The sequence below is a fragment of the Pedobacter sp. P26 genome, assembly GCF_050632135.1.
In the GTDB taxonomy this organism is placed as follows: Bacteria; Bacteroidota; Bacteroidia; order Sphingobacteriales; family Sphingobacteriaceae; genus Pedobacter.
On the sequence record NZ_CP192574.1, the window covers coordinates 161,829 to 173,192 of the forward strand.

Genomic DNA, 11,364 nt, shown 5'->3' on the forward strand with positions numbered 1-11,364 from the left:
TAAAATTATGGCATTCGATTTAAATAAAAGTGATGGTTCTAAAGAAGAGTCATCCAAATTTGATCTTTCAAAAAGAGAGATCGAAAAACCCGCAGGCCAATCGAGGGGATGGTTAATCGGTTTATTCGGGATACTGGTTGTTGGTGGCGGCATCTGGTATTATGCATCAGGCAAAGCAGATCCTGCGGCAAAAGCATCTGCAGCTAACGTTTCTTCTGACCCGGCTTCGGTTGTTATACCTGCTGCACCAACAAAAGAAAAAGTTAGCAGTGTAGATACAACTGCTGTTGCACAGGTAAATTCAACGGCGATACAAGCAGATCCGATCAGAAAAACCAGTCTGAATACAGCTCCTGCTAAATTACAAACCAAAGCGCTCAAAGCTTTAAACCATACCGTGCCGGTAACATTTCTTCAAGGTTCATCATCTTTTGCAAGCACCAACAAAACTTTAATCAAACGCATTGTCGTTTATATGATCAAAAATCCTACGGTATCCATCCGTATTAATGGTTATGCCAGCAGCGATGGTCCGATAGGCGTAAACCAGCAGATATCGCAGGCAAGGGCCGATACATTTAAAAATCATTTAACGGCATTAAATATTGAAGTAAGCCGGATAAGCACCATAGGAAAAGGCATTGAAAATCCGATTGCCTCAAATAAAACTGTTAGCGGAAGAAAAAAGAACAGGCGTGTTGAAATTACATTGCTATAAGTTAATCATTTAAGAAAAACCCGTGGCAAAAAGAAGAACCAAAAAAACAAAACAAAGGAGTTTTAAAGAAATCTTAATCCTATTGGGGATGCTGTTTAGCTGCATCCTCTTTATCATCAAAATCATTTTCGGGCGCATAGGCTGGTTAGAAGTTTTTGCTCCTGTGATCATTGTATTTTTGATCCTTTTCCTTCTTTCGGTATTAAAAGCGGCAGTGAGAAAAGTATAGCTAAAAAACAAAAAATTAATAAACCCTGCTCCAACCAAGTATAATCGCCAGTTGGGGCAGGGTTTAATGGTTAAGCTTATGGTGTGGTAAGTTGCCCAAGTATTGACTGTTGGACACCACATTGTTTTCGAATTTAACCCCAAAAATCCATCTCACACTTAGCTACAGGCTTTCTTGACGCATTATTCCGAACTTAAGGTGCCAAAATTGAAACAGTTTACAGGTATAATTGAGCCAAAATGAAACTTTAAAAACTCAACCAGAAATCTGCGCCCATGCTAGCAGACAGCTGGGGGAGAGCATAACCCTATTGCCGGCATCAAAAGACCTCGGCGTTACCTTTTGTTTACCTAAAAGGTAACGCCGGGGTAAACAAAAGGTAAAGAATAGGTAGAGAAAAGGTAAACATGGGGTTAACTTGTCTCGAACAAGAGGTAAAGGATGGGTAACTAAATGCACCCTTTTATTTCGCTCTTTAAATAAGAAGCCAATTCGTCTTTCAGGTAAAAACGGTAGCCACCCGGTAGTTTTATGGGTTATGAAGTGCCGTCTTTTGCTTTCCATTTGTAGGTACTTACGCCTTAGGTTAAGGTAATCTTCGATCTGCCGGTGGGTGAGCTGTTCGTTTGGGCTGCCAACCATCAACTGTAAGTTTAACTGGGCATTATATCGCAAATTGTAGCTTTCGCTACCTTAAAAGTGCCAATATAAAATCAGTTTCATTTACGCGAAATCAGAATGCATGGTTTTACTTAATTAATATACTATGGTGTTGTAAACAGAAATCGCGTAGCTACCTTGCCAAACTGTACCTCATCCCCGCCACACCCAAGGAGCTACGGCACTGCTATCCTGCCATAATCCCACCTTGTTTTTCCTGGCTTTTATTTCTAACCTGGCATATAACGGATCACTTGAGTATTTTTTAAAATGCCAGGCCATACCCAGTTTAATCATTTCCTGATTAACGACCTGTTTGTTTTGGTTAATTACTACGGCAATTAATCTTTTATAGCGGTCGTATTTCTGGCCTTGTACACTAACCATTTGACCGAAACATAAATCGGACAAAGCTTGTTTGGCTTTGGCACCAAAAGGTTGGTGGCCACGTTTCTCGGGGCAATCGATATGGGCCAAACGGATTTTAATGGGATGATCCTGATACAATACCTCCATGGTATCGCCATCTAAAATCCGGATCACTTTGGCCGTGAAGGAAAGGTGGTAGTTGTTTAAAGGTTTGCTCTCGCCTGGCTGGATAAAACAGCTTTGCAGTGTTAATAATAATAAAATTAATACACTTACTTTTCCCACTTGCATAATGTTTTTCCGTCTTTTTTAGCTTTTTCTACTTCAATTGAAACCACCCGATAAGTGCAATTACCTAATCCACGGCAGTTGCTGTTATAATGGTATTTTTTAGCGCCGGGACTGTTGCAAATGTACACGGTTGTGTTTTCTTTACAGGTAATCATGTTAGCAAAGAAGAAGATGAGTAGGGAGAGTGTTTTCATGATTGTGGGATATTTGCTTGTTTATTTTTTAACGAAATCTATAATATATTTAACAGCTTCGGTCTGGTTGCTTGCCGCGGGCTTAAGTTCAAATCTTTTTACGCCAGAATTCTTCAGCCAATCTGTCCAAATTAATCGCATAATTTCCATATCTGTTGGATGTTTTGTGGCTGCGCCTGTTTTAGAAAGTGATCGGTCATACATTTCGATCACGATTAACTCAAGGTTCTTTAAATATGGATTTTTTGCAGGTTTAATTTTATACTTATTGTTTTTAGATAGGAATGACGCCATATCTCCATCCTTCGATTTCAAAAAAGCATTTCGAAAATCTTCAATCTTTTTAGCACTTAAATCGTAGCCTTTATTATAAATACCAGCCTCAATATATCCATCAGTTATTAATACCATGATGTTGCGAAATTTGTGCGTTATTTTACCGACAGCGAGATCTGGCAAAATAATGCGATCATCAATACCTGATTGAAAGTAGGTCCAAATATCAGCTCCATTATTAGAGATTGCGACTTTATCGTTAAACTTCTTATATTCAGTAGTAAAGTTATAGATGTCCTTAGGTAGTGAAGAGATAACTTTATTTCTCGCTAATATATAATTAATTCTATCAACCTGTTTATCAAATTGCTGGAGGTTGATAGTTAATAAATTCGTATTGATTTTATATAATCCTATTAGTCCTTTATTGATAAAATCGACGCTATAATGGTCTAATTGGCCATCTGTTCGTTTGAACTTCAATATGTCTGGCCAGACTTTCTTCAGTAGCCCCTGTACAATATCTACATCGTTTACCGCTTTCGGATAAAATTTAGGGTTCAGCCGATTTGATAGATCGGGTGCAAAGACGATGTTATAGTCAGTAGCCTCTTTTATTTTTTGAGCCGCCACATAGGTACAGGCCGAGCATATCAATACGCTTATTAAAAAATACTTTTTCATCAGATTACCACCCGTTTGTCTATTTGTGAACTTTTTACCTTTTCATTTTGCCAGTTTACAGCGGTATCAAATGCCTCGCGCGATTTTTCTGTAGCTTTTAAAATGGCGTATTCTTCGTGTAGATAATCGTTCCAGCCTTCTAAAAAGATATTGATCCTATCATTTAGGGAATCAATTGAAATTGGAAGATTGTCATTTTCAACATGGCTTTTGTATATCGTAGCAATATCTACAATATGTTGTTTTCCGGTAATTAAGTCTGTTTTTTTAATTTCCCTTAATAAGTTTAATTTACTTGGAATAGATGCGAGCTTAGATTCAATGATTTTATATTGTGCTTCTAAACTGATGTTCTTTCCTTCTATCAGGTAGATTTCACCTTTAACCGTAAGACTTTTTTGTTCTTCTAACTTTAAATCTTCGTCCATCTGCTTAATGAGCAGGTTGTTCTTTAACATAGCAACATCAGGGTTTCTTTCGTCAAAAATTGACATGAGTTTTTCGAAAGCAAACTTTAGCATCAGCAAACCGAAGGCACCTAATAAAAATACCAAATAGAAATTAGGGTCCTTAAAAGCCATTGATATTCGCCAGGCCTCAGTTACATCTCCTATATCATATTTCATTTGATAAATGGCTGACGAAACTTTGTAAGCTATTGCTGTATCTACCAATACAATCCCAACAAGGAACATGCAGATAATAATCCATGTTTGCTTTGTAAAAAGTTTGATGAGTGCGCAGAAAAGCGGGATACTTACGAAGAGCAAGATAAAAATGATACCTGCCCCGCCTTTTGATAAGGTTAAAGACAATGCTTTAGGATTAAATATTTCCATCGGAATTGCATCGAGCCCCGCGGCTTTGGCTGCCTTAGAGTCTTCAACAGCAAACAATAAAATATAACATGCTGAAGAGTAGAAGATAAAAAGGTAAGTAATTAGGCAGATATTTGCGAACAATACTGGAATAAACTCATACCATTTAAACTTGGGGCTAACATAATCTATTTGTGCAATACGTATCTTGTTTTTTACCTCTGCAATAATATTTTCATGAAAACCAATTTTATTTTCTTTAAGGCTCTGGATTTCCTGTTTGTTTTTTTCAGTTTCTGCTTTGAGGTTAATGAGCTGGTTTCTGGCATCTAATGTTTCATTTTCTGCTTCTGCTTCAGCGGTTTGCAATTGCAAGTTAAGATTTTCTTCAAATGCATTAAGACTCTTCACTTCCTGCTCATCAATCTTTGTTTTTAGACGTTTCTTTTTGTCTTCAACTACATCTATGTCATTTATAAAAACAGAATAAACTGTATCTAATGATTTAGTAAGCACCTGATGATCGCCATTATTAAATTTGGAGCGCTCATAACCTTGCCCCCTTAACATGGATCGATCAAAATTGCCAATCTCAGCAGCAATCATCGAATCGAGCACCTTGGTAAACTCAGAAATAGCATGTTCTTTAGCCGTGTGAGTTTCGATTTTTGCCTCAACTTTTAAAGGTACTATGGGAATATCAACTGTCTCGCCCCTTTGCAGGGCTGCCTTATGGTTAATATCGTTAAAATTGGCGATTAAATGAGCTACAGTCTCTTCATGATTGGTTGCGATAATACTTTCATGGTTATTTTTCCTGGCATTTACCGACCAATTGTAAGAGCCATGGAGTGCAATGCGTTTATCAATTACACAGAACTTTTGGTTCATGATGCCATAACCCACGTTTTTTATCTTAGTTACTGAAGCCCCCAATGAAACGAGTTCATCAAAATCCAACTTTAGATTCTCTTGATTATCGGCAATGATCAGCTCAACCTTTACATTTTGAGCGGCCTTACTTTTAACGATATCGAATAATTCTTCGTCAGTAAACCATGCAGTGGCAATTAGAATTTCAAAATCGGCTCCCTCTAGCTCTTTAACTATCCGGGCAAAAATCTCTTTGTTGTCTTGCAACACTTGCTGATCAAGTTGTGTATTTTCCGTGAGCATGAGTTTTTTATTTAGGTATGAATACAACAATGTATTCATACTTGATTTAATTTATTTTAGTTGTTTAATCGTTGTTTGGTAATCTCTAAAACTCTGTCCAAATGCTTCCGTAAACTCGTAATTACTAAATTCGTACTCTTCATTTAAGCCTGTACTTGTACGGAGGTTGATCTGTCCATATTTGGCGATCGGAATCTGGTAGTTGCCTTTAAACCTTTTATCTGGTGTACCGTTTTTATTTACTTTGGCCCAGGTCCTGTCGATTACTTTCGAATCGCGGGGTACTGTTCCTGTTTCTGTAAACCGCACATAACTTTGCTGTAAATTAATCTCGTCAAGTCCAATGATAGCAAAATTTGTATTATTGGAATACATGATAATGAAGCTAGGATAGAAATATAAATCTGCTCCATTTGCATTTTCGAAGTATAGCGCCTGAAAGTTTGATCTGATATCGATAAGTGATTTAAAAGCAAACTTTACATCCCGTTTATTTACAATGGTGCTGGCCGATGAACGCGCTGCCACTCGGTCTTGAAAATGGGCACTAGTTACATCCCAAATTTTATGGGAGGTAGTTAAGTTCCCAAACGCTTTCACTAAGCGATCGTACTTTTCCTGGATTTCGGGTTCAAATTCTATATCAAGCTTGACATAACAGTTGTCTATTTGAACTGATGTTTGTTTGATGGCTTCTTTTTGTGCCGAGATATTTATTTTTAAGCTTTCGGGAATGCTCTTTTTTATTAGGCCATAGAGGAATATATAACTCAGCACGAGTTTAGTTTTCGAAGCGCTTAAAGTAGCCTGGATCTTTAGCAAATCGCTTTTGAGTTCTTTCCTTTGCTGTTGGGCCAGTAGAATAGCCTCTTTAACACCAAGCATGTTTTGGCTGGTTATTTCGTGGATGTCGGCACTGAAAATATTGTCTAAAACCTCTATGGGCTCATTCGGCAGGTATACCTGAGGCTGAGGACTTGAGCCTGAAAGTTTATGCCTGCTGTTAATGCCTAAAAGTGGAACAGAATTGTTTAGATAAGTTCCCGACTTTCCAAAAGTCATACTTGCTCCTTTTATCCCAATAGAAGTAGATATACCACTTTTACTTAAGTTCAAATGAACGCCGGGGATGATTTTTATTCGTTTGTGAAAGCTCCAAGCCATTTTGATGTTTTTTATTTTGATATGCCAAAACTATGCTGCTTAAAGAGGCTTTCCTTACGGGAACCCGTAAAAGAGAACTACTATTTAATGCGATTAAGAAAATAAATACCGGCGGCAGAATTAATAAAACGAGTCGTCATCTCGACTGTAGTGCAGCGAAATGGAGAGATCTATTAAGACAGATTTAGTTTCGCTGAGCACGTCGTGGTTCTCGATTGCGTTGCACCCCGCTCGAAATGACGGTAACTTGAGAGAATTTTTATAAGTAGATTGATTACTGTAACTTATATCGATTTTTATAAAATAAATTACCCCTCAGGATGATAAACGCTTTTTCAACCACAGAGATAAAACACGGAGCACATAGAGGGGGATTAAATTATGTGATATAGATTTCTCCACTGCGGTCGAAAGGACGATGAGGGTTTCGCAAACTTAAATGATCTTATATTTCTTATATGGTTGAAAATAAGAATGTGCTGGTTGTTAATCGTTATAAAAGATCCTTCGACTCCGCTCAGGATGACAAATAGAGAAGGATTTTATGCGTTTAAAAATGAGAGATTGCCCTGCCTGCTCTGAACGCGAACAAATCAGGCAATCCCTGCATTTTTTTGAGTATTGGAGCAGGTAATTAATAATTTTCCAAAGTTTGATGCAATTGAGCCCTGTAATCGTAAAGTTCATCAAGGTTGAACAAGTGTTTTTTCTCACCGGCATCTTTGCCGTTCTGAAAAGTTTCGAGGTATTTATTTGCGGTATTAAAGTGGAACCTGCAGATGGGTTTCCGGTTATTGTCATCCAGTAATACGCCAAAGTAAGATTGGGTATCGCGGGCTGCAATCCGTGCCGATGGGATCTTCTCGCGTAAAATGGCTTTTACGATCTGGAAAGCCTCCAATTCTTCTTCAGTCGTTACAATTTTAGAAGCATCAGGATCTTCTATAACAGGAATTGCTTTGTCCTCTTCCTTTTTCTCTATTTTCTCATTGATATTTAATGCCGATTTCAAACGATCGCTGATCGATTCGTTGATGGAAATAGCCAGGGCCTTTTTGGTATACTCTTTAAAGGCGATCATCCGGTTTGCCGTTAAGGGTTTATCGAAAAAACGGTTCACCAGTAATTTTACCATTTCATCAGATGGTATGTCTATTTCTTTTTCAAATTCTTTTCTGATGGCCTTGATGTATTTTAAACCTTCGGCCGAATCGAGAATGGTTTCTAAATTGTATTCGTTTTTAGTAAAACTTTCGAGCATTTTAAGCGCATTATCTTTCAGGTCTTCGATATCGATGGTCAGAAAAGGCTTCTCGTCCATAATATTCGGTTTTTCTAAATCGGTGTAAAAATTGTAGACGGTACCGTTGGTTAATACACCAAAACGCGCTTTCGAAACATGGTAATAGCGGTGCAATTGAGAGTTGTGTGCATCGGCACTTTCTTTCCAGTGTTTGCATTCGAAAATGAGGATGGGTTCGTTGTTTTTGCGAATCACGTAATCTACCTTTTCGCCTTTTTTAGTGCCGATATCGCAAATATGTTCGGGGATCACTTCTGTAGGGTTAAAAATATCGTAACCGAGGATTTGAATAAAGGGCATTACAAATGCATTTTTCGTAGCCTCTTCGGTATTGATCTGATCTTTTAAGCCGACCACCCGTTTATGAAGTTGTTCTAATTTAAGTTTAAGGTCCATTTGACTTGACTTTTGGTTTTTTGATCTAAAAGTAGAACGGTTGAGATTGTTTTCCTTACGGGAAACCGTAGTGAGGTTAGTTAACTGATGAAAGCGCTGGCCCTGTTTGCCATAGAGATTCATTTTCCATTGTAAAAGATCCTTCGACTCCGCTACCATTGACAGACTTCAATAAAAAGCGTCGTCATTCTCGCGCATGCGGGAATCTTAATGTAACCTACAAGCCCTACCAAGGCATTACGATTCCCAATCGAGTTGGGAATGACGATCTCTCGCAGCCTACCATTTGCAAAAAAAGTCATTCATATTGATTTATACAATAAATTATTTCTCAGGATAACAAGTACGTTAAAGTAATGACCAGACTAAGGATTATGGAATGAAGACTTAGGACTCATCAAATAATCCCCATGTCTTTACAATAAGCAATCAGTTGTTCATTTTTAGTAAAACCAAGGACTTCCTTCATCAGGTTAAGACGTTTTTCGATGCTACTCAGACCAGAAGGTTTAATATCATTTTCCTGGAGGTAATACGGGATGTTTTTTTGAGGTGTTCCCTCTACCAATTGAGAGATAATGGCGATATCGAGATCTGTAAAATCGTGCGAATTATTTTCTTTTCTGGCCAGTTTTAAATCGGGCGAAAGGTATTTTTTATGGTTATGGATGGCAGATATGGCAAGTTTTAAATACTGGGCATCATGACGGGCTTTACGCACATACCCATCAATATTCATTTCTTTAAATAACATATCGATAACCGCCGTTTTACTTTCTCCAGAGAATACCAGTGTTTTTAAATCAGGTTGCACTTCCTTTGCCGCTTTGATGAGTTCGGCACCTCCGGCAATTTTTTGTCGGTTATGGTCCTCCTCAAAATAAAGGTCGGTGATTAACAGATCGTAAGGTTGCTCTGCTTTAACGGCATTTTTTATCCAGGTAATTGCATCATCGCAATAATAAACGTATTCGGGTTTTTCTGCGCCCAGTTCAGACAATGTTTTTTGCAGCGAAATATTCTGTGTTTCTTGATCTTCAGCAATAAGTATTCTTTTAAACATATTTAATACAATTAGGAAACCGGAAAAGAGATTTGGATTTTAAGCCCCTTTTCAACTTTGGTATCAAAGGTAATGGTACCGCCAATTGTTGCAATACGGGTTCCCGTATTGGTAAGCCCGTTGTTGGGTTGCACGCTACCCCTAATGCCTATACCATTATCTGAATAATAAATGTTTATTTTTTGTTCTACCTGCTCAAACTTAAATACTACATCACTCGCCTGGCTGTGTTTATCCATGTTCACCATCAGTTCCTGAAGGATATGTTCCATTTCATCTTTGGCCTGTTCAGAAACTTTTTCCCATAATGGGGCAGAATTCCCGACAAGTATTACCCTGGTATTTTCGGAAGCGAATGACTTTAATGTCTCAGATATTTTTTCGTTAAAAGGCTGATTTTTGGATTTGGGTTTTTCGTAGGAGAGGTCACGCGATTGCTCGTAAAGTTCCTCTATTTCGTTAACAATAGGGTTGTCTTTTAGGGTTTCCTGATTATCGAGTTTGCTCATGATCCTGTACAACCCGTTGGCAACAACATCATGTACTTTTTGGGAGGTTTTAAGCTTATTATCGCGGATGGTGTTCTGAGCTTCGAGTTCTAATCGTTGTTTTCTTTTTTATACCAAAAGGTACCAACAATAATGAGTAGAAGAATACCGATAATGAGTATGATGATCTGGTATCTTTTACCATCATTATCTTTTTGGAGCACAAGGTTATCGGCTTTGCTTTTTTCCGTCTCGTAACGGATGAGGGCAAATTGATTTTTAGCGGCATTACGGGCAGTTTGTAAGCTGTCGTCTAGTTTATAATAGATTTCGAAATATTGTTTAATTTTCGAAGTAGGACCAAGATTTGTTAATTTCTGTAGCGCCTCAAGCTGGTCGTCAGCACTTTTTATCTTTTTGGCTACGCTGTACATTTTCTCCGCATAATGTAATGCAAGTGTAGGCTTTATAATACTGTAAAAATCAGAAAGATGTGCGTAGCTTGCGTTAAGTCCCCATAAGTCGTTCTCTTTTAATCTAATATTTAACGCTTTCAAAAATTCAGGTTCGGCATTGTAATTAAGATTTATTAACCACTTAGTTTTTGCGAGATTTGATAATGCCCTGGCATATTCTTTCGGGTTATCACTATTTTTTGATAGAATTTGATTGTAGATTTTTAGACTTTCTTTAAAATTTTTAGTGTCCTGATAAATTTTGGCCTTATTATTTAAGTATAGATTTATATCAAAAGGCCTATCAGCATAATCAATTGCAAGATTGTAAAATTTTAAGGCATTTGAATAATCAGCCAACTTTGCAGATGCGATTCCAACATTATTATAGTTAGAGTGTATGTATGGGTATTGTTTTTTGTCAGTATTATCAAAGTATTTAATTGCATTAAGTGAGATTTCTTGGCCGCCGAAATAATCTCCCTATCTGTTGAAATAATCCCCATATTAACTAGACATTTCCCTGCTCCTAAACTGTCATTTTCGACTAAAAATAAATCCTTGGCTTGATTGAAATAACTAAATGCACTATCAATTCTTCCTTGCTCTCTAAATTCAAATGCTTTATCATATAAGATATTTCCTTTTATAAACTTTTTTTAAAGGCTGGCTTTGAACAAGACAACAAAACAATAAAGAGAAATAATAGGCTTGAGAGACGTTTCACAATCTTGGTTTTTATCTAAGTTACAATAATTATTATTACTCATATAATAGCCAAATATTATTCTGTGTAAAATAAAAAAGGCGGACATAGCCGCCTTTTTTATTTAGTTAATTTTTGGAGGTGGATTCTGTCCGGTTTCACCACCGGTATCACCTGTAGTAGTTACGGTTGTGCCGCCGTTGTGGTGGCAATTGTGATTTGTATTTGTAGGCGTTGCCAATCCCAATAGGATCGCAATAAAAAAATGTAAAAACATGATTTAAAAATTTTAGAATGAAATACTCGTAGTTCCCCACTCACCTCGAGTGGGGGCTGCTACATGGATTTCAGAAGGCCTTCTGAAAATTTTTGGG

At 37.4% G+C, this 11,364-nt stretch carries 11 protein-coding genes; 1 reads left to right on the top strand and 10 read right to left on the bottom strand.

All coding sequences use genetic code 11. From position 1 onward, the window contains the following. Positions 1 to 7: 7 nt before the first annotated feature. A complete protein-coding gene (locus tag ACQ86H_RS00785; RefSeq protein WP_431293535.1) occupies positions 8 to 718 on the top strand; it encodes an OmpA family protein in 711 nt (236 codons plus the stop codon). Positions 719 to 1,760: 1,042 nt separating this feature from the next. Here the strand turns inward: ACQ86H_RS00785 and ACQ86H_RS00790 are convergent. The 10 genes from ACQ86H_RS00790 to ACQ86H_RS00835 all read right to left on the bottom strand — a co-directional run bounded on the left by ACQ86H_RS00790 (position 1,761) and on the right by ACQ86H_RS00835 (position 11,267). Beyond that, the gene (locus ACQ86H_RS00790) at positions 1,761 to 2,267 is read right to left on the bottom strand and encodes a thermonuclease family protein (protein WP_431293536.1); all 507 of its coding nucleotides are present in this window, start codon (positions 2,265 to 2,267) and stop codon (positions 1,761 to 1,763) included. Next, positions 2,249 to 2,461: a hypothetical protein gene (locus ACQ86H_RS00795; protein WP_431293537.1), complete on the bottom strand. Its 213-nt coding sequence runs from the start codon at positions 2,459 to 2,461 to the stop codon at positions 2,249 to 2,251. The genes ACQ86H_RS00790 and ACQ86H_RS00795 overlap by 19 nt, the downstream gene beginning before the upstream one ends. A gap of 21 nt (positions 2,462 to 2,482) precedes the next feature. Further along, the gene (locus ACQ86H_RS00800) at positions 2,483 to 3,421 is read right to left on the bottom strand and encodes a hypothetical protein (protein WP_431293538.1); all 939 of its coding nucleotides are present in this window, start codon (positions 3,419 to 3,421) and stop codon (positions 2,483 to 2,485) included. Further along, entirely contained in the window at positions 3,421 to 5,415 is a 1,995-nt protein-coding gene (locus ACQ86H_RS00805; protein ID WP_431293539.1) for a phospholipase D-like domain-containing protein, read from the bottom strand. The genes ACQ86H_RS00800 and ACQ86H_RS00805 overlap by 1 nt, the downstream gene beginning before the upstream one ends. 51 nt (positions 5,416 to 5,466) lie before the next feature. Continuing rightward, complete coding sequence (locus tag ACQ86H_RS00810) at positions 5,467 to 6,579, bottom strand: DUF4236 domain-containing protein (protein ID WP_431293540.1); 1,113 nt, start codon at positions 6,577 to 6,579, stop codon at positions 5,467 to 5,469. Between the two features lie 634 nt (positions 6,580 to 7,213). Continuing rightward, positions 7,214 to 8,401, bottom strand: a complete 1,188-nt coding sequence (locus ACQ86H_RS00815; protein ID WP_431293541.1) for a type I restriction endonuclease — start codon at positions 8,399 to 8,401, stop codon at positions 7,214 to 7,216. Positions 8,402 to 8,675: 274 nt separating this feature from the next. Further along, entirely contained in the window at positions 8,676 to 9,341 is a 666-nt protein-coding gene (locus tag ACQ86H_RS00820; RefSeq protein ID WP_431293542.1) for a response regulator, read from the bottom strand. 11 nt (positions 9,342 to 9,352) lie between these two features. Next, on the bottom strand, positions 9,353 to 9,850 hold the full coding sequence (locus ACQ86H_RS00825; RefSeq protein WP_431293543.1) for a sensor histidine kinase: 498 nt from the start codon (positions 9,848 to 9,850) through the stop codon (positions 9,353 to 9,355). Positions 9,851 to 9,939: 89 nt separating this feature from the next. Then, positions 9,940 to 10,644, bottom strand: coding sequence for a hypothetical protein (locus tag ACQ86H_RS00830; protein ID WP_431293544.1), 705 nt, complete (start codon positions 10,642 to 10,644; stop codon positions 9,940 to 9,942). A gap of 470 nt (positions 10,645 to 11,114) precedes the next feature. Continuing rightward, positions 11,115 to 11,267, bottom strand: coding sequence for a hypothetical protein (locus ACQ86H_RS00835; RefSeq protein ID WP_431293545.1), 153 nt, complete (start codon positions 11,265 to 11,267; stop codon positions 11,115 to 11,117). Between the last annotated feature and the right edge of the window lie 97 nt (positions 11,268 to 11,364).

What these genes read in the sequence shown, in the direction of transcription:
- ACQ86H_RS00785 (WP_431293535.1), top strand. Translation starts at nt 8, where the DNA reads ATGGCATTCGATTTAAATAAAAGTGATGGTTCTAAAGAAGAGTCATCC.
- ACQ86H_RS00790 (WP_431293536.1), bottom strand. Translation starts at nt 2,267, where the DNA reads ATGCAAGTGGGAAAAGTAAGTGTATTAATTTTATTATTATTAACACTG.
- ACQ86H_RS00795 (WP_431293537.1), bottom strand. Translation starts at nt 2,461, where the DNA reads ATGAAAACACTCTCCCTACTCATCTTCTTCTTTGCTAACATGATTACC.
- ACQ86H_RS00800 (WP_431293538.1), bottom strand. Translation starts at nt 3,421, where the DNA reads ATGAAAAAGTATTTTTTAATAAGCGTATTGATATGCTCGGCCTGTACC.
- ACQ86H_RS00805 (WP_431293539.1), bottom strand. Translation starts at nt 5,415, where the DNA reads ATGCTCACGGAAAATACACAACTTGATCAGCAAGTGTTGCAAGACAAC.
- ACQ86H_RS00810 (WP_431293540.1), bottom strand. Translation starts at nt 6,579, where the DNA reads ATGGCTTGGAGCTTTCACAAACGAATAAAAATCATCCCCGGCGTTCAT.
- ACQ86H_RS00815 (WP_431293541.1), bottom strand. Translation starts at nt 8,401, where the DNA reads ATGAATCTCTATGGCAAACAGGGCCAGCGCTTTCATCAGTTAACTAAC.
- ACQ86H_RS00820 (WP_431293542.1), bottom strand. Translation starts at nt 9,341, where the DNA reads ATGTTTAAAAGAATACTTATTGCTGAAGATCAAGAAACACAGAATATT.
- ACQ86H_RS00825 (WP_431293543.1), bottom strand. Translation starts at nt 9,850, where the DNA reads ATGAGCAAACTCGATAATCAGGAAACCCTAAAAGACAACCCTATTGTT.
- ACQ86H_RS00835 (WP_431293545.1), bottom strand. Translation starts at nt 11,267, where the DNA reads ATGTTTTTACATTTTTTTATTGCGATCCTATTGGGATTGGCAACGCCT.